This is a genomic window from Pedobacter antarcticus (assembly GCF_900103515.1).
Classification (GTDB): Bacteria; Bacteroidota; Bacteroidia; order Sphingobacteriales; family Sphingobacteriaceae; genus Pedobacter; species Pedobacter antarcticus.
In genome coordinates this window covers 112677-131986 of sequence record NZ_FNGZ01000001.1, presented here as the reverse complement: position 1 = coordinate 131986, position 19310 = coordinate 112677, and the positions used below count along the sequence as shown (strand labels likewise).

The following is a 19310-nucleotide window of genomic DNA, read 5'->3' as shown; positions in this document are numbered from 1 at the left end:
ATTAATTGGCATATCCAGGATTTTGGGTTAAGTATATATTAATTTGAGTTTCAGCAAAAGGTATTGGATAAAGCTCAGCGCCCACTTTCCAATTAGGTTTAAATTTTGAAATTACCTTATCAGCCATTCCACTCCTTTTCAGATCCAGCCATCGATGTCCCCATTCGCAAAAAAGTTCAGTGACACGTTCTTTATAAACCGCTTCAACTAATTCGGACTTATCGAGATCTAAAGATAGACTAGGTAACGGATCAGGTATATCAATTGTGGCTAACGATCTAGACCGTGCTCTTACTATATTTAAATCTTCTATGGCACCTGTTAGATTATTCATCTCAGCCCTTGCTTCAGCTCGGATTAAATATTGCTCTGCCAGACGGAATACCACCAGGTACTCTCCGACATTGCTGCCAGTTCGTATCTTATATTTGTATGGATAGTAGTAACGTTGACCATTAACAGAATTAAAAGCTATCCAATGTTGTTTTCTTTTGTCGCCAGCTTCGAAAATATTTAACAATTCATTTCTGATCACAATACTCGGCAGAGCTGTTTTGGAAACAGGAATAAACACCGCTGCTTCTGCTGTGTTTAACGTTTCTCTAGCTAATTGCCATATCGTTTCATTGGATGTACTGATAAAAGTTTTATCCAGCACGTTTTCCAAGCTATATAATCCAGATGAGATCAACGCCGTTGCTTCGCTTTCTGCCTCATTCCATTCTCTGTTATAGAGGTACACTCTAGATAACAAGGCCCTTGCTGCAAAAGAATTCACTCTGGCTCTTGTTGTAGTGGCGTAGGCTGGAGTCAGTAAACTCACTGCTTCTTTCAGGTCTATAATTAGTTGCCCGATTATGGTCTTTTGCAGAGTTCTTGACATAACTGCATTCTGCTCAAAATTGGTAGATAAGACGAGGGGCACATCTCCGAAAAGGTTAGTCAGGTAAAAAAAGTATAAGGCACGAATGACTAGTGTTTCACCTCTTAGCTGGTTTTTAACTGTATCTGTAATCTCAGTCGAAGCGTTCAAACCTTCCAATATCGAATTTGCGTGATAAATATTTTTATAGCCAGTAGTCCAAAAATTGCTGTTGTTTATCGCATTAGCTGCAGGAACATCATTAATGGAGAAAGGATCATAACCAGAGTGAGCTGAAGTACTATATAATTCGTCCGCTGAAAGAGCAGGATAAATACTCAAACCACCATTAGTCATGCTTAAATTAAGGGTAACCATTTTATTGTAAAGGCCCAATACTGCTGAGGTTGCCGTTTCATTATTAGCAAATACATCTTTGCTAAGAACTAAACTACTCGACTTTGGTACATCTAGCAATTTTTTACATCCGAAAAGAACTAGAAATGAACTTATAAATACTATCATAGATAAGCTTTCTTGCCATGCAGAATACAACTGGAGTTTTTTATTTTTTCTTATTTTCATGATTATAAGGTTACTTGAATACCAAGGGTTATTGTTCTCAACGGAGGTAGTACCAAAAGGCTCTGTGTCTCTGGATCAGCACCCTCATACCCAGTTAGCGTCAACAAATTCTGTGCATGGAGGTATATACCTAACCTTTCAACCTTCATCTTTTTTATCCATTTATCTGGAAAACTATAAGCAAGTGAAACATTCTTCAACCGGATAAAAGAAGCATCACTGAATATGGCATCCGAGTCCGGAAGATAATTACCCGCAGCTGCAAAGGCAGGGCTGCCTCCTACTGCTACAAAGCGCTGAATTTTCGCCTCCTGACCCGGCGATTGCCATCTTTGTAGTACGATATCGGGTTGATTGAAATAATAATAGCCAGGTATATAGGCAGATTGAGTACGCAAGTAGTTGTAACCTAATTGTTTCTTAAACTCAATAAATACATCAAGCTTTATACCTTTGTATGCGAAGCTGTTCTGTACACCCCCATAAAATTCTGGTTGAGTATTTTGCAGCTGAACACGATCATTCGAATCATATTTCCCATCTCCATTTACATCACGAAAAGTATATATTCCTGATATAGGATCCACACCAAGGTACTCGAAGATTTTTCTCGTCGAAAGTGGTTCTCCAATAAAATAGGTATTGGCATAGCTGGATTTTTCCAACCCGTCAAACTTGACCAATTTATTCCTTGGGATCGAAAAATTTAATGTGCTGGACCAGGTAAAATCCTTAGAATTGATGAATTTGCTTTCCAGTACTAGTTCAAGTCCTGAGTTCTGAACCATCGCATCGAAATTGCGTAAGATTGAATTAAAACCAGTTTGTATTGGTAATTTATAGTTAATCAACTGGTTGCTGCTGCGGTTTCTGAAATATGCGGCTGTTAACAGAAACCTGTTGTCAAAGACTCCAAGCTCCATAGCGAGCTCTGCCTTCCGGTTAGTTTCCCATGAAAAATCACCATTGTATAGATTAGATGGCTGTAACCCCGCACCACCTTCATAAGGCAAATTAGTACTTGCCCAAGTATCCAGGAATCTATAGTTTCCAATCTGATCATTGCCCGAGCTACCGTAACTCCCGCGTAACTTTCCAAAACTCAACCAAGGTGCTACAGATTCGATAAAAGGTTCACTTGAAAATATCCAGGCCGCTCCGATTGCTCCAAATGTAGCAAATTGCTTACCTGGCCCGAACCGACTTGAACCATCCCTTCTCCCTGTTAAATTTACGAGGTAGCGGTCTTTTAAATTATAATTAACCCTTCCGTAAATGGCGGTATAACGGTAAGCAAAATCACTATTTCTAGTCGTCACATTTCCGGCAGCAGCAATCGAAGAAAGCAGCATATCATTTTTATAATTTTGGGCAGCTATGCTTAGACTGTTACTACTTGTATTCTGCAGGGTTCCTCCGAGTAAAACATTAATTTTGCTTTTACCTAGCGTTTTATTGTATTCTGCCTGAGGCTCAATAATCCAGCTGTTCAAAGAAGACCTGCCAAAATTCGCATACGGGAAATTTCCGGAATTAGGATTAATAGATGTAGAGGGATCTAGTGCCTGGTCTTCCCCATTAACGCTGTTATAACCCATAGCTAATTTTGCTGACAATCCAGATAACACCAAATAAGACATATTCAAACTAGTATTAGCATTTGCGAATTTTCCGGTATATTTTCTGTTCGCTGCACCCAATGGATTAGTAATCGCTCCATCGAAATAAACACCTCCTTCCTGCCAGTTCAAGTCTCCGTTCTTATCATAAAGCAGCATATTAGGTGGCATATTAATAAAACCAGTCAAGTCGCCCGCGCTCATTTTATTCTTATTATACGAATAGCTTGTACTTAGATCCAACGTAAACCTTTCGTCTTTTGACCGGTGGTTCAGGCTCAATCTGCCTGATATCTTATCATCGCGTTGCTCGCCGGGGAATACAGATGTTTCACCATGGTAGCCGCCAGAAAAGAGAAACCTTGTATTTTCATTTCCTCCACTCACAGAGGCTTGCCAGTCATTAGTTTTGGCAGTCCCACCTATAAGTAGTTTTTTGAAATCTGTATAACGGTTTTGGTCCCAGAGTAACAGGTCAGGTGCATTAGCATTAGTCATTGCTGCGCCATCGTTCTTAAATGCCTCTTTACGCATCATAAGATAATCCTGCGTATTCAGCATATCCATTGTACGGGTAACCTGACTAAATCCACTGTAACCATTAAGGCTAAATCTGGTTTTTCCAGATACGCCTTTTTTAGTGGTAATTAAGATTACTCCATTAGCGCCCCTGCTTCCATAAATAGAAGTTGCATCTGCATCCTTAAGAACCTCCACGCTTTCTATATCTGCGGGATTTACTGTACTGAATGGACTTATACCAGCCGTTCCTGTCGCATTGGTCACGGAATTTATGGAGCTATTTCCCGATGCGAATGGAACGCCATCAATGATGAATAGAGGGTCTGAACCTTGCATCAACGATGCTTGCCCACGGATCTGTACTTTCACACCGGCGCCATTAATTCCACTATTCTGAGTTATGCTTAGACCGGCCACACGCCCTTGTAAAGCACTCAGCGGATTAGAGACCGGTTGTAACGCTATCTCAGCAGCACTTACCTGACCGACAGAACCAGTATTGAGACGCCTGGTTGTTTTACCATACGCAATCACAACCACTTCATCCAAGCTTCCTGTACTTTCTTCCAGAATGATTTGAAGATTAGGTTTAGGACCGTAAGCTATTTTGGTTGTTTTGTAGCCGATACTACTTACCATTAACTCTCCAGTTGACTGATCGGCTCTAATAGTGAACTTTCCATAACTATCTGTAGCAGCGAATGCTTTGCTCAATGGAATACCGACGTTAGCTCCCGCTATTGGCTTTCCCAATTTGTCGAGGACTGTCCCCGTAATCTGTATGGGAACCGACTGTGACATTACCTGAAAATTCAGGCATAGCACAGCCATTACGATTATTTTTATCGTTTTTTTCATGATTACTTGTGTTGTTTTGGTTTAAGAAGACGTTAACCTGGATGGAATAGACAGGAAAGATTATAGGGCGATATCAAAATTGATTTGCCATTGAATAGTTTTATCCAGGTGGGCAGATCAGCAATGATGTTTTGTGAGTGAATGGGTATGGAAATTCTATGTTCATTTCTCGTATGGGTTTATACGAGTTTTGCAGGATATAGCCTAAGGACAAAAGTGGGTTCCCACATACCGTAGATTCAATTTGGTTCTCACGCCTTATTGCTGACACGGATTTACAGTAGAAACCAACTCTTATCTAGATATGCTATGTACAATTCTACCACAAGAAGTGGGAATAAATCTACTGTTTTGCATCAGCGGCGTGAGATATGAATCTGCAAAACTCTTATTTATAACAATTTTTTCTAATTCAAATATAAGTCTAACACTTATTGAACGCTTGGAAAACGAGTTGAGTTATGCGTTTAATATAGCCAGATAGGTCCTCAACCTGGCCTGTATTAACTGCATCGCAAACATTTGGAAGGGCGTTATAAATCAAATTTTATAGAAAATTGATTGGGTCATAGAGAGAAAAATTCGTGCATGTACACTGGAAAGTCCGTCGTAAAGGATGTTATAAAAAGACCATAACCAAATTCCAAAATGAACATTGAACACAAACTAAACAATTATGCCTGCACGGCATGGGCCGTCGATGACAGGCCTTAAAAAATTCATTTTGATTATTTCCGGTTATCAATTCATATCCCTACATACATCCTGTTAAATTATGGACTTTAAATATCTAGTCAGACCCTATACGAATGCCCCCTTAACCCGGCAAGTTATGCTGGAGATACTTAAGGATTATAAAAGACCTAACGATAAGATCAGTGAACTTATTAAGAGCGGTGAGCTCATCTCGCTCAAGAAGGGTCTTTACATTCCCGGTATAAAAACAAACTTACCCAGCCCTGAAACTTTCCTGATTGCAAATCATTTATGGGGACCAAGCTGTGTATCGCTTGAATCAGCTATGTCGTACTGGGGCTTGATCCCTGAACGAGTCTACGAAGTCAGTTCGATTACCATGAAACTCTCCAAAAAATTCAAAAACCTAAAAGGCAGGTTTAGCTACCGGTATATGCCATCTCCTTATTACAGTTTTGGTATCAGGAGTATAGAGTTATCTCCAGGACAAGTTGCCCTTGTGGCAATGCCCGAAAAAGCAATTTGCGACAAGATCATCACCACGGCCGGATTGGTTTTGCGAAGTCCGGTCCAAACCCGTAATTTCTTGCTGGACGATCTTCGAATAGATGCAGAATGGCTTCACAAGCTCAATCTTGAGGCACTACATTCCTGGATTGAAGATGCGCCAAAAAAAGGGAGTTTAAGCATGCTCATTAAAACACTGGAGAAATTATGATTAAAGAATGGATTGGAGAATACGACACTAAAAATACAGAAGATGTACTTTCGGCTTTGAGAGAAATTATGCAGGAAGTTGCACTGGCAGGCCTTTCAAGAACAAATTTCTTTGAAAAAGCAGCCTTCTATGGCGGGATTTCACGGCCATGATGAGCTCGGACTATATAAGCAAAAACGGGGCTTTTCAGCCCCGTCAACACTAATAATAATTTCTATACAATACCCTGAGCAATCATTGCATCTGCAACTTTTACAAACCCTGCGATATTTGCACCTTTTTCATAATTTACATAACCGTCCTCTTCTGTACCATATTTCACACAGGACTCATGGATTTGCTGAATAATCGATTTCAATTTGTCATCAATCTTTTCCCTGCCCCATGAATAACGGAGTGAATTTTGGGACATCTCCAGACCTGAAACTGCAACGCCACCAGCATTAGCAGCTTTGCCTGGTGCATAAAGTATTTTCGCTTGCTCAAACACCTGAATAGCTTCAGGTGTAGAAGGCATATTGGCACCTTCAGCAACGCAGATGCATCCATTATCTATCAAAACCCTGGCATCTGTATCATCCAGTTCATTCTGAGTAGCATTAGGGAAAGCAATATCGCATTTTATGCCCCATGGCTTTTGACCAGGAAAAAACTCGCAGCCAAACTTCTCTGCATATTCCTTAATTCTTCCACGCTGCGTATTTTTAAGCTCCATAACAAAACGCAGTTTAGCTGTATCAATTCCCTCAGGATCATAGATAAAGCCTTCAGAATCCGAAAGTGTAACCACCTTCGCTCCCTCCTCAATACATTTTTCAACGGTATATTGTGCGACATTTCCTGAGCCGGAGACCACAACAGTCTTACCGTTAAGAACATCTCCGCGAGCTTTCAGCATTTCCTGCACAAAATAGACTACGCCATAACCGGTTGCTTCCGGACGAATCAAGCTCCCGCCCCATTCATTTCCCTTACCTGTTAATACACCTGTAAACTCACCTTTTATTCTTTTGTACTGACCAAATAAGAATCCAATCTCCCTGGCTCCTACGCCAATATCACCTGCTGGTACGTCGACGTCGGCACCTACGTGGCGGTATAGCTCCGTCATAAAGCTTTGGCAGAATTTCATTACTTCCGCATCTGATTTCCCCTTAGGATCGAAATCTGAACCACCTTTACCCCCACCCATAGGAAGACCGGTAAGGCTGTTTTTTAATACCTGTTCAAAAGCTAGAAACTTAAGTACACTCAGAGTTACCGAAGGATGGAAGCGCAAGCCCCCCTTATAAGGACCAATTGCACTGTTCATCTGTACCCGGAAGCCACGGTTGATTTCTACTCCACCTTTATCGTTTAACCAGGGAACCCTGAAAATAATTACCCGTTCGGGCTCTGTCATCCTCTCTAAAATCTTATTGATCTTATATTTTGGATTTTTCTCACTAAAAGGTACCACTGACTCAGCTACTTCATATACAGCCTGTAAAAACTCCGGTTCGTGGGCATTCCGGACTTTTATTTTATTCATAAACTCGTTAATCGATAAATCCATTTATTGGTTTAAATATTAAAAATGACAGGTAAAATATCTGCACATCAGATGTACGATATCATGCTTCGGAGATAATTTTAATTTGCCAAAGGGAAGGAATGAGTATCGAAACCGCTTTGTTATGATTGCTACGTCTAATTTTATTGCTCCGCTATAAAAATATGTTTTTCTCTATAAAAAACGCAAATTAAATGATGTTAATTGATAAATTTTATATGAAAACTCTAAAAACATTACAAATCATGTAATCGTAAATTGTCATCTATGCCCATCCCGGTAAGGGTTCAGATTACAGTTCCATCTTTCAAAATATAACCTTTTTCCGGAGAGAGGAGAATGCTCCAGAATTATCGCCACGCGACATGTATCTCCCGGCATTCAATCTAATCTCCTTCAAATATCCTTCAATGTCCCTTCGCTATTTGTTCGATCTCGAATGAAGGAACAATGAAGGAAGTCCGAACAAACTCCGAACAAAGTGTGCAGCAAATGTTAGGGATACCAACACATGACTACATTAACTTTTGGTTAAATCAAGTATAATATTAACCCTGGCCAATACGGTTTAAGAAGATCGACGGCTAAATATCGACGCGCAGGAGGTCGGTCCGGGGTGGTCCGCAGATAACCTTTCCAGAGGTATCGAACCGGCCCCCATGGCATGGACAATCCCAGCTTTGTTCTGCTGTATTGAAATTAACAAAGCACCCGGCATGGGTACAAACAGGGCTTAACGCCGTCACTTTACCCTTCTGATCTTTATAAACAGCCAGTTTCTGCCCCTTAAACTCAGCTATTTTTCCTTCACCGTTTTTAAGCTCCGACAACTTATCCATGTCCTCAGTGCCAAACCGGTCAGCTACAAAGTGCCAGGCTACATCTGCGTTTTCCTTCACAAATTCAGAGAACCCTGCGACAGGCTTGAGCCGGGCGGGGGCATAGAGATCGCCATAAAGGTTTTCAACACCCAATATCTGGTCACTGATAATCTTCCCTGAGATAGTTCCAAATATCATCCCGTTCCCGTTAAATCCGGTGGCTATGTAAATATTCCCTTTTGAAGCACCAAGACGCCCGATATAAGGCAAGCCGTCCACAGGGACATAATATTGTGAAGACCACCTGTACACGACTGATTCAACCTGATAATATTGACGAGCATATTTCTCCAGATTCACAAAGGCCTGCTCCGGATCATCATGCCCGGTTTTATGGTCTTCTCCGCCGACAATCAATAACCGCTCCCCATCTACCACATGCGTTCTGAAATAATGGTAAGGTTCCTGCATGTCGTAAGCCAGTCCGGTTGGGTAATTTTCGGCTTTATCTTTAAGTCTCAGCCCCAAAACATAACTTCGGTAAGGCGCACAACGAAAACTAAAAGCTGTTATTCCGGGCGGCAGATGCGTTGCATAAATCAGATGCCCGGCCTGGAAAGTATGCTCACCGGCAACGAGCTCCAAACCATTATCCAGCTCCTTATGCGCACTCACAAAACAATTTTCTATTACCGTTCCACCTAGCTGTTGAAATGCCTTTAACAATCCATTTATATATTTTAAGGGGTGAAACTGACCCTGATGTGCAAAACCTATTGCCAATTTAAAGGGCACCGGAACATCATTATTTTCGACCTCTGCCACTGCAATCCCCGCCCTTTTGGAAGCTTCCAGAATTTCCCGGAGCTGGACAGTCTCTTTTTCATTTTCAGAAAACAGGTAACCATCCTTATATTCCAGGTCACAATCTATTCCATATTCTTTGACCAGCGCGTCAATGATCGCCATGGCTTCTTTACCGGAATCAGCTACCTGTTTTGCTGCCTGCTTACCAAAGTCGCTTTCAATTTCCGGATAAGTCGCATCGAAAAAAGTGTTCAGATGCGCACTGGTTCCCCCCGTTGTACCAAAGCCAACTTTTCCGGCTTCTAATATAAGGCACTTCTTCCCCGCCTTCTGCAATAGCAACGCCGTAGTAAGTCCGGTGATACCTGCGCCGACTATGATCACGTCAAATATGCCCGTACCGGTTGACGCATACGCTGCGTCGGAAACAGAAGACACCACACTTTGCCAGGGGCTTTCTGTCTGACCGTCCCGGGGATTAATTTCTTTAGTATTTTTCATAATCCATTTTAATTTACTTGAGTATATCCTGAGAGGAACTGAAAAATCCCGTAAATACGGGACTTTCATTCGATAACCAATTATAAACGATCAGATTCAATTTAAACTACCGCACCTGTATTGGCTTCAGTGATTGCGATTTCCGTGAGCAAGAAGTCTGTATCTTTCTCTTCGGCCAAAGTAGCTGCAAGCAATCAACCATAGCTGGCAATCTCATAGTGCTTTCTGCACCTAAAATATCTCGTAACTCGTCTACGAATAGCTCCTACAGGTACGCGGTGATGGAACAACTTAAATAAAAGATGGTTTTCAAAAATGTTAATCACGAACTCGCAAAGCGGCTAAAACCTGAGCGCCTCAAATTTGTTATCACCAAAGCCAAAACATCGACAAATGAGCAATTCTGAAATGAAACAGTTAATAGAGACGGCAGCAAAATTACTGATCCGGTCAAACTTAACGCTAGCCTTTGCAGAAAGTGCAACAGCTGGAAAGGCGTCCGCAGCGTTTTCTCTGGCCTGCGATGCAGGCAGGTTCCTTCAAGGCGGCTTTGTATGTTATAATGCAAAGCTGAAAAGTGACGTATTACATGTTAAGCAAGAGATGCTGGACAAATTCAGTCCCGAATCGACCGAGGTCACCGATGCAATTACACGTGGACTGACCGGCCTGATCCCGGCAGACATCCACATCGGAATCACTGGACTTCCTTGTCCCGGTGGCAGCGAAACTCCCGAAAAACCTGTCGGCACAATGTTCATTTCTGCTATTCTTAAAGGCGAACACTGGTTTAGTGAGCGTCTGCTATTCCATGGCAGTCACGAACAAATCGTCGAACAGACGGTAATGCATGTTGCTACTAAACTAATTAATAGTCTGCATAATCCTGCTCCCGTAATCTGAAGACAAAACATATCTATTAAGAAACTAATAAAACACACACATGAGCAGTATCCAGAATATTAACCTACTCGAGCCCTGCCTGGGCACAGATAAAATCATGAAACTGGACAAAGCGGCCACCAGGCATCAGGAGCAGTCTAATACAAATTTCAATATCCGATTAGTCGGCGACAAAATTATCGAAGTCGAAACTGCCCAGGGAGAAACTAGCTCCGGAAAGTATGCGACTGAAGCGACGCTGATCAAAAGAACAGAAGATCTCTTTAGAAAGCATTTGCCTGGTTATCAAATAATTGTCAGTCCGGAAACTTTCCAGCCTTCACCTGCCAGTTTGGTCAATACCGCATGGATTGAAAAAATGATGCAGCAAAAAGGCATACGAATTAAGCAAATTGCTTTTGACACCGGCATCGATCGGGAAAGCGTATCTGAATGGGTTACAGGTAAGCGGTCCATGAGCCAGATCGTTAAAGCTTTGTTTTATTATTATCTGAGTAAATAGCCGATTTTACAATGAATGTTACAAATTAACGAACCCTGAAGTTCATCCTAAATTTTTCAATTCTATACAATATAATTTTTGAAATTACTCCGGCACAGTGATCAATTTGCAAAACAGAATCGTTGAATCACTGTTGTCAGGTACATTATTTAAGATTGGTATGCAAGAAAAAAAAATTGAGCTCAACCATTTTGAGAAACGATTCCTGGAGTGTGACACCAAATTCAACACCATATTTGATCTGACCAGTGTCGCAACTAAGATCATCCGGTCTGATCTGACCATCATCAAAGTTAATCGGGCGCTATGCGAACTTTTGGGATACCTGCCTGAGGAAATTGAAGGCACTAAAATATTGGATCATGCCTGTGAAGAGTATATTTCGCACTGGCATCATCTTCAGGAAGAACTGTGGTCAAAGCAAGTACCATTTTTTAAATTGCAAGTCTGTCTCTACCGTAAAGACCGAACGCTGGTATGGGTAAACGTAACCAGCATCTTATACGAAGACCGTGACCATACATATGGCTTTACTGTTCTGGATGACGTTACTGCAATGAAAGCTTTCCAGGATAGCCAAAAACGCTTAAATATTGCATTAAAATACTCAGGTACAGCAATTTGGGAGTTAAACCTAAAAAACCATGAAGTCTTCCGGTCACCAGATCATGATGAGATTTTCGGGTACCGCGAAAGACAGGAACACTGGACATTGGAGAATTACTACCCTCATATTTCGGCAGAATACCTGCCGGCTTTTAAATCGGCAATCCGAAATATTGAGGCAGAAGGATATATGGATGTTCAGGTAAAACTTAACAGGCCGGACGGGGCGCTCCAATGGCTCAATGTCAAAGGAAAGGCGGAATATGACCAGAACGATAAACCTGTGAAGCTAATCGGTGTGATCAATGACATTACCACCGACAAAATGATAGAAAGACATAAAGACGATTTCATTAGTATTGCCAGCCATGAGCTGAAAACCCCCGTCACCAGTTTGAAGGCCTCGCTGCAACTGCTGAATATAAAGCAGGATGGAATCTCAAAGCGCGTAAAAACTTTGATTATGCAGGCCAATAAAGGCGTGAACCGAATCTCATCTATCATAGACGATCTACTGAATGCCGGAAAGAACTACCAGGATCAGCTGGAGCTAAGAAAGACGACTTTCAACCTGTACGATCTGGCCCAGGAAATAAGCGAACAGTTTGTTTCTTCAGATACGCAATCTTTTACGCTGACCGGAAATAAAGACCTGATGATTTATGCCGATTCAGAACGTATTGGTCGCGTGCTCACCAACTTAATCGGTAATGCCGTCAAATACGCGCCTGGATCTGCAGAGTTGAAAACAGAGATCCAGGATGGACAGGCCTTTGTAAAGGTCTCTGTTACCGATAATGGACCAGGGATCGCACAAGAAAAGATTCCCTTGCTTTTTGACCGGTACTACCAGGCCGTGCACGAACAGGAGCAATATTCCGGTCTGGGACTGGGCCTCTTTATCAGTGCCAGTATCATCCGCCGGCACGAGGGTGAAATTGGTGTAGATAGCGTTCCAGGTCAGGGAAGCACTTTCTGGTTTACGCTACCTAAGTCTGGTTAAACTGTGAGTTGTTCCGGGCTCGTAAGCCCAGCCCAAATACTAAAAGAATGAAAGCATGCTTAACGCATGTTTTCATTCTTTTTACTCCCGGTAATTCTTAGAATTGAGATGATTTCATTTGCTACTTTGGAAGAAGAAGTTGGATCTTGCCCAGTTACAAATCTGCCATCAACAACAAAGAAACCATCCAATCCTTCCTCAGAAAAAACAAAATTTCCATCATTATTTTTAATTGCTTCGTCCATTGAAAAAGGAAATGTTTTGTAATATTCCATATCTCTATTTTCAAATTTGTCTGGGTAGCCTGTGATTTTTCTTCCTTTATACAATGAATTTCCAATGGCATCTTTTAAAAATGCCAGCCCCGCTGTTCCATGACATATTGATGAAATAACACCATTTCTACTGTAAATTTCCCTTGCGATCTGTTGAATCGTTGTGTCTTCAGCCACACCAAACATGGCAGCACCACCCCCACTATAGAAAATGGCCAAATAGTTACCTGCAATAATTTCAGCGGGTTTCATCGTATGCTCCAATTTGTCCATAAACGAACCATCATACAAATACTTTTTTTGAATACTGTCCGAAGAATTAATATAACCAATTGGAACAGCGCCCCCCTTTGGACTGACGAAGTCAACGGTGTATCCGGATTTTATAAATATGTCATATGGAATGACAATTTCTTCAAAATGATTGGATGCGCTTATTTTTGTATTTCCGTAAAAGCTTTGATTTGAAGTGACAAACAGGATTTTTTTCTGCGCATAAATAGTTGCCGGATCTAAACCTATTAAAACAAGCAATAAGATTATTATTTTAATCATATAAAGGGAACTTTAGGGTCTGATTTTAAGATAAAGACGTCGTTGTTTCTATGATTTGGCTGCAGGTACTTCGACTTTTTTATGAGGAATCCGAGTGGAAATCTTATCTACAATAAGCCAGCCCCCATTGATTTTCAGGAGATTGAAATAGTCGGTAAATAACAAACTCGGCGTACTAATTTCAACTTTTGCAATGGCGATATCGTGTGAGATATCAATAAACACAATACGGCCAGACCAATTGTTGGGTTTAGTGTCGCGTTTTTTATAACCGACGAGGTACTTTGATTTAGGTACTACTGTAAATTCGTTGTCTCTGAAAAATTTCAGTTGCCAGGAGTCATGAAATGATTGCCCTACCATAACGGAGTCGCTGGTAGATTGCCCGACAATGTAAAGGTTTAACGTTTTTTGGATCGAGTTCAAATCACTTGTAGTATCATCTACCTGTGCACTTGCATTCATAAACAAAAGACAAAGTCCAATAAATAAAAACACTTTTCTCATTTTTAAAATTTTTAATTGTTAAATAATGAGTGCAAATGTGTGCTACAGAAGTCTATTAAAGGATTTGGTTTATAAACTAGAAGTCTTATTCTATAATATCAAACTCATTTAGCATACGATTTCTGATATTCTGCGGGGGTTAAACCCGTTATTTTTTTAAATGCTATGAAGAAGGTCGATTTTGAGTTAAACCCACTATCATAGCCCAAACTTTCGATTGTATAGTTCTTTTCAGTTTCCAATAGCTTCTTTGCTTTTTCAACTCTGTATTCTTTGATAAGATTAGAGAAAGATTTACCTAGTATCTCATTTACATACTGAGACAAAATATGCTTGGTTAACTTCAGTTCTTTTGCAGCTTCTTCAAGCGTGAAATTTGGGTTTAGAAAAAGCTCCTTCTCCACTATTATTGATAGTTTTTGTTCAATTATAGTTATCGTTTTTTGATCAATCTCCTTGTTTTTATACTTCTCTTTTTCCAGAAAAAAATCAACTCCACTGCTGTTCCTGAAAATTAAAAGCAAAACAATTATGTATAAAACGAATGTAAATGATAAAGCTCCGGCTATATATGAGGTATAAGCTGAGGTTGTATAGGCCAGCCATATAAATGCAACCCCCAGGTAGATACTCATTAACCAGATATCTATTTTTCTCAAACTTTCTCTCTCCTTGAATTTTTGAATAATAGGCTGCAGGTATTTTAAGGACAAAACAATGTAAATGAACCATTGAGCAGAGATTGCTTTTATAATCCATTTACTCCACATTATACGATTTTCAACGTAAGGATAAAAAAAACCTAAAAGTGTTATTACCGCCACATAAGGTATTACATGCTTTGCCCAGTTTGGCTTTTCATCTTCCGCGTATGATTCCAGATATAAAAAAAGAAATGGACCAATCAGAACGCATGCAGAAAGTCCAACCTGAATGAAAATATTCGATAAGTGAGGATTGAAATAGAAAAATACCGATTTAATAATTCTAATGCTCAAAACCAGCAATAGTAACGATAAAAAATAGTTGGTGAAGATTTTCTTTTTTGCATATACTGCAAAGTATAATGACAGTAAGAAACCATTAAAAGCTCCTAAGACACTAAAAAAGAAAAGCAATTGATTTGACTCTGCCATTATTTTATTAAAATTATCACTCGTCTACCTATCAATTACCATCGTAAAACACCTTTGATAACCAACTGTCCGAATAACAAATATTGTTTTTTTATTCGGTCAATTCTGAATTGTCTCATAAAAAATATGTACTGATATCATGTGGCTTTACGCCGAGAACTTGCTCAAGACAGGGAAAATATCATAGCAACCTAGCTGGGAGTTAAAAGCAAAATTAAAGCTACTATCTACAAGTCTAAAGGATGTAAGTCACTCTTTAAAAGTAATGTTTATTCAATGCATTTTCCTTCCAACAAATCGAATAACGCTTCCTGTGCCATTGTGGTAAAGGCCTTCGTTTAATTCAATTTCTTTTTCGATCAATTCTATTATTTCATAGTTTTTAAAATCTGATCTAATTTCATCAATGGAGAATAAGGACTCTACATCCTTTGGACCGCCGACAGCTTCATTATTTGAGACATAATCAATATGATTTTTGCTAAATGCTTCAAAAATTATCATACCTCCCATTTTTAAATGACGGTCAAGTCTTTGATGATATATTGATTTAATTGCTGCCGGAAAGTGGGCATATATAAGTGCAATAACATCAAACTCTTCGTCTGCATATTTTAATTCCTGAAGCTCGCCAACTTTGTAATCAATAGATATATTATTACTTTTTGCGAGCTCCATCGCTTTCATTTTCCCCTCAATGCTAATGTCAAAGGCTGAAACTTCCCAGCCAAGTTTTGCAGCAAATACTGCGTTACGTCCTTCACCTTCAGCTGGCAAAAGAATAGACCCAGGATTAAGCTGCTCAATTTGTTCTTTAAAATAGGAATTAGGTGTTTTACCATACGCAAAGTCCTTGGCGCTGTATCTTTTATTCCATCTGTTAGTCCACGATTCTTCCATTATATGATTTTTTTTGTCGCTTAAACTTATACCTCAGGTTAAATACCATCGGCTATAAACTCAAAACTGGATTCTCTTAAAAGCTAATGTTATGAGTATTTTTTATTTCTGCCATCACAAAAGTGCTATGCGTGCTTCCTATACTTTCAACGGAACCGAGTTTATTGAAAACAAAATCCTGATAATGTTTCATATCCCTCGCGTATACTTTGAGTATAAAATCATAATCTCCTGAAATGTTGTGGCACTCAACAACCTCATCAATATCCATAATATCAGCCACAAACTTGTGGCCTATTTTCTTATCATGTTGTTTAAGCTTGATATTACAAAAAACAATGAAACCCTGGTTGAATTTCTCCGCATCCAGAATTGCGATATATTTTTTAATGTATCCGTTGCCCTCCAGTCTCTTCATCCGCTCAAAAACCGGCGACGGAGAAAGGTTTACAAGGGCTGCAAGTTCTTTATTGGTGTGTTTTGCATTGTTAGCTAATATCTTCATTAACAGCAAATCAGTTTCATCTAATTCATTCATAGAATAATCTCCTTAAGACGCAGTAAAAGTAATACATTAACAGCGTTATAAACTTGAAAATATTAAAAAACAGGACGTTTTATCTGAATATTTATATAAGTAAGGTTTTATAATCTTCGAATGTATCTTTGTTGAAGTTTAAAGCTGATTTGTATAATTAGAGTTCTTTACATATTTCAACAATTGGAAAAGGTTTTACTTAGCTGTGAATTAAAAGGGAATCGTGTGTAAATCACGTACTGTCGCGCAACTGTAAGTAACATATGAAGGTTTTTATCCAAGAGCTCCACTGCGTAATAGCGGGAAGGACGATAAAAGCTGTTACAAGTCAGGATACCTGCCTGTTCTATATTGACGATGCTTTCGCGATTGAAGCTTAAAGTCAGATTGATACATATACAACAGGTAAAACCTTATAGGTTAGCTATGCCTGCCTAGATCTGTATTTTTCTTTCTTAACCTTCTTTTATACAGGCATCCTGAAGTCAGGAAGGACTTTTTACAATGATTATTAACCATTTAAAAAGTTGAAAGAAATGTTAACACAAAACCTCGGCTACCCTAGAATCGGGAGCCAAAGACAACTGAAAAAAGCCTGTGAGCAATATTGGGCAGGTAAAATCGACCTTACAGAATTAAATAAGGTAGCCCGTACCATCAAAGAACAAAACTGGCAAACCCAGCTTGATGCGGGCATCGATTTGATCCCTTGCAACGACTTCAGCTACTACGATCAGGTATTAGATACCAGTTTGTTATTGGGAGTAATTCCCGGGCGTTATTCACCTGTACTCTCGCAGGTAAAAGCTAATCATGAAATTGATCTTTATTTCGCAATGGCGCGTGGTTATCAGAAAGATGGCCTGGACATTACCGCAATGGAGATGACTAAATGGCTGGATACCAACTACCACTATATCGTACCTGAATTTACTGCTAACCAGGAATTCAAGATCTTTAATGAAAATATCTTTAGTGAATACAACAACGCAAAACAACAGCTTGGAGATAAGGCGAAACCTGTTCTTCTTGGGCCGGTAAGTTATTTGTTGCTTGGCAAAGAAAAAGAACAGGGATTTGAGCGCATTGATCTGATCAAAAAATTGGTACCGGTATATGTGGAAATCATTAACCGCTTAAGACTTCAGGGCGCCAAATGGATCCAGTTAGACGAGCCGTGCCTGGCATTGGATCTGTCAAAGAAAGAAAAAGAAGCTTTTGATTATGCTTATCGTCTTATCTCACGTAGCGCAAGTGGTGTTAAAATTCTGGTAACTACTTATTTTGAAGCTTTACTAGACAATACAGAGCTTGCGGTAAACCTTCCGGTAGCGGCATTACATATTGACCTGGTTCGTGCTCCTGAGCAACTGGAAGAAGTACTTTCACTGATCCCGGATACACTGCAACTTTCTCTGGGTGTAATAGACGGTCGTAACGTCTGGAAAAACGACTATGAAAAATCTCTCGCTTTAATCAATAAAGCCGTGGAAAAATTGGGTTCTGACAGGGTAATCATCGCTCCGTCCTGCTCATTGCTGCACAGCCCGATCGACTTGGATCTGGAAACAGCCATTGATCCGGAGATCAAAAACTGGATGGCATTTGCCAAACAAAAATTGAATGAAGTAAGTGAAATCCGTCAGATTGTGGAAGGCAATACAGCTTTACTGGAAACTAACAAGGCAGCTATACAAAGCAGACGTACTTCACAAAAGGTACATAAACAAGCAGTGAAGGATCGTATTGCGGCAATCACTGAGGCAGATGCGACACGTCAAAGTGCTTTCCCTATACGTCAGCGTTTACACCATGAACGTTTCAATTTTCCAGCATTCCCGACCACAACAATCGGTTCATTCCCACAGACTGATGACATCCGTCAATTGCGTGCAAAATTCAAAAAAGGTGACTTGAGCCTGGAAGAATACGAAAAGGCAATAGAGCAGGCAACTATCGAAGCAATCCGCTGGCAGGAAGAAATTGGCCTGGACGTACTCGTACACGGTGAATTTGAGCGTAATGACATGGTGGAATATTTCGGTGAGCAGTTGGATGGTTTCCTATTCACGAAAAATGGTTGGGTACAGAGTTATGGAAGCCGTTGTGTAAAACCTCCGGTTATTTATGGTGATGTGAGCCGTCCAAAGGATATGACGGTACGCTGGAGCACTTTTGCCGCAGCACAAACCAACAAACCTATGAAAGGTATGCTAACCGGTCCGGTAACCATTTTACAATGGTCATTCGTACGTGATGATCAGGGACGCGATATTACCACCAACCAGATTGCTTTTGCTATCCGTGATGAAGTTCTGGCACTTGAAGAAGCTGGAATAAGCATCGTACAGATAGATGAAGCTGCTATCCGTGAAGGTTTACCATTAAGAAAAGCGAAACATCCGCACTATCTTGATTGGGCAGTTAATGCTTTTAGAATTACGGCAAGTGGAGTAAAAGATGAAACCCAGATACATACGCACATGTGCTACAGCGAGTTCAACAATATTATTGAACATATTGCGGCTATGGATGCGGACGTAATCACGATTGAAACTTCGAGATCACAGATGGAACTATTAGAGGCCTTTGCCAATTTTGAGTATCCAAATGAAATCGGCCCCGGAGTATACGATATTCACTCACCAAGGGTGCCGAGTACAGAAGAAATGACCGCACTACTGGAAAAAGCAGCGAATCTCCTTCCTGCACGTAATCTCTGGGTAAATCCAGACTGTGGTTTGAAAACCCGTAAATGGCCGGAAACTAAAGCCGCTTTAATAAACTTAGTCGCCGCAGCAAAACAAGCCCGCGAGCTAATCAGTGTAGAAAGCATTCTTTAAA

15 protein-coding genes and 1 riboswitch are annotated in these 19310 nt (G+C 40.2%); of the genes, 6 read left to right on the top strand and 9 right to left on the bottom strand.

Annotated elements, in window-relative coordinates; genetic code table 11:
- Nucleotide 1 precedes the first annotated feature (1 nt).
- Nucleotides 2-1447 (bottom strand): RagB/SusD family nutrient uptake outer membrane protein, encoded by a 1446-nt coding sequence (locus tag BLR53_RS00570; RefSeq protein ID WP_083331955.1) that lies wholly within the window; start codon nt 1445-1447, stop codon nt 2-4.
- A 2-nt stretch (nt 1448-1449) separates the two neighbouring features.
- A complete protein-coding gene (locus tag BLR53_RS00565) occupies nt 1450-4446 on the bottom strand; it encodes a SusC/RagA family TonB-linked outer membrane protein (RefSeq protein WP_083331954.1) in 2997 nt (998 codons plus the stop codon).
- A gap of 775 nt (nt 4447-5221) precedes the next feature.
- On the opposite strand from BLR53_RS00565, the gene BLR53_RS00560 reads away from it, so the two are divergent.
- Together BLR53_RS00560 and BLR53_RS19740 are read left to right on the top strand one after the other, a co-directional pair.
- Nucleotides 5222-5860 carry a type IV toxin-antitoxin system AbiEi family antitoxin domain-containing protein gene (locus tag BLR53_RS00560; RefSeq protein ID WP_074586173.1) on the top strand — a complete coding sequence of 213 codons (639 nt, stop codon included), beginning with the start codon at nt 5222-5224 and terminating at the stop codon, nt 5858-5860.
- Nucleotides 5857-6012 carry a hypothetical protein gene (locus BLR53_RS19740; RefSeq protein ID WP_176763495.1) on the top strand — a complete coding sequence of 52 codons (156 nt, stop codon included), beginning with the start codon at nt 5857-5859 and terminating at the stop codon, nt 6010-6012. The genes BLR53_RS00560 and BLR53_RS19740 overlap by 4 nt, the downstream gene beginning before the upstream one ends.
- Nucleotides 6013-6074: 62 nt before the next feature.
- Here BLR53_RS19740 and gdhA read toward each other — a convergent pair whose 3' ends face one another.
- Complete coding sequence (gdhA, locus tag BLR53_RS00555; RefSeq protein ID WP_074586171.1) at nt 6075-7415, bottom strand: NADP-specific glutamate dehydrogenase; 1341 nt, start codon at nt 7413-7415, stop codon at nt 6075-6077.
- Between the two features lie 581 nt (nt 7416-7996).
- Nucleotides 7997-9541, bottom strand: a complete 1545-nt coding sequence (locus tag BLR53_RS00550; RefSeq protein ID WP_074587232.1) for an FAD-dependent oxidoreductase — start codon at nt 9539-9541, stop codon at nt 7997-7999.
- 393 nt (nt 9542-9934) lie between these two features.
- On the opposite strand from BLR53_RS00550, the gene BLR53_RS00545 reads away from it, so the two are divergent.
- The 3 genes from BLR53_RS00545 to BLR53_RS00535 all read left to right on the top strand — a co-directional run bounded on the left by BLR53_RS00545 (nt 9935) and on the right by BLR53_RS00535 (nt 12555).
- Complete coding sequence (locus BLR53_RS00545) at nt 9935-10444, top strand: CinA family protein (RefSeq protein ID WP_201771436.1); 510 nt, start codon at nt 9935-9937, stop codon at nt 10442-10444.
- Between the two features lie 40 nt (nt 10445-10484).
- A complete protein-coding gene (locus BLR53_RS00540; protein ID WP_074586169.1) occupies nt 10485-10946 on the top strand; it encodes a helix-turn-helix domain-containing protein in 462 nt (153 codons plus the stop codon).
- A 160-nt stretch (nt 10947-11106) separates the two neighbouring features.
- Nucleotides 11107-12555: a PAS domain-containing sensor histidine kinase gene (locus BLR53_RS00535; RefSeq protein ID WP_143007790.1), complete on the top strand. Its 1449-nt coding sequence runs from the start codon at nt 11107-11109 to the stop codon at nt 12553-12555.
- Between the two features lie 59 nt (nt 12556-12614).
- On the opposite strand, the gene BLR53_RS00530 is transcribed toward BLR53_RS00535, so the two are convergent.
- The 5 genes from BLR53_RS00530 to BLR53_RS00510 all read right to left on the bottom strand — a co-directional run bounded on the left by BLR53_RS00530 (nt 12615) and on the right by BLR53_RS00510 (nt 16466).
- Complete coding sequence (locus BLR53_RS00530) at nt 12615-13385, bottom strand: type 1 glutamine amidotransferase domain-containing protein (RefSeq protein WP_074586164.1); 771 nt, start codon at nt 13383-13385, stop codon at nt 12615-12617.
- A 48-nt stretch (nt 13386-13433) separates the two neighbouring features.
- Nucleotides 13434-13892, bottom strand: coding sequence for a nuclear transport factor 2 family protein (locus BLR53_RS00525; protein ID WP_051760303.1), 459 nt, complete (start codon nt 13890-13892; stop codon nt 13434-13436).
- Nucleotides 13893-13996: 104 nt separating this feature from the next.
- Nucleotides 13997-15028 (bottom strand): helix-turn-helix domain-containing protein, encoded by a 1032-nt coding sequence (locus BLR53_RS00520; protein WP_074586162.1) that lies wholly within the window; start codon nt 15026-15028, stop codon nt 13997-13999.
- 273 nt (nt 15029-15301) lie between these two features.
- Nucleotides 15302-15928, bottom strand: a complete 627-nt coding sequence (locus BLR53_RS00515; RefSeq protein ID WP_074586160.1) for a class I SAM-dependent methyltransferase — start codon at nt 15926-15928, stop codon at nt 15302-15304.
- A gap of 76 nt (nt 15929-16004) precedes the next feature.
- Entirely contained in the window at nt 16005-16466 is a 462-nt protein-coding gene (locus tag BLR53_RS00510; protein WP_074586158.1) for an Lrp/AsnC family transcriptional regulator, read from the bottom strand.
- A gap of 173 nt (nt 16467-16639) precedes the next feature.
- A riboswitch (cobalamin riboswitch) is annotated at nt 16640-16825 on the top strand.
- Between the two features lie 177 nt (nt 16826-17002).
- On the opposite strand from BLR53_RS00510, the gene metE reads away from it, so the two are divergent.
- Nucleotides 17003-19309 (top strand): 5-methyltetrahydropteroyltriglutamate--homocysteine S-methyltransferase, encoded by a 2307-nt coding sequence (gene metE / locus BLR53_RS00505; RefSeq protein ID WP_074586156.1) that lies wholly within the window; start codon nt 17003-17005, stop codon nt 19307-19309.
- Nucleotide 19310 lies beyond the last annotated feature (1 nt).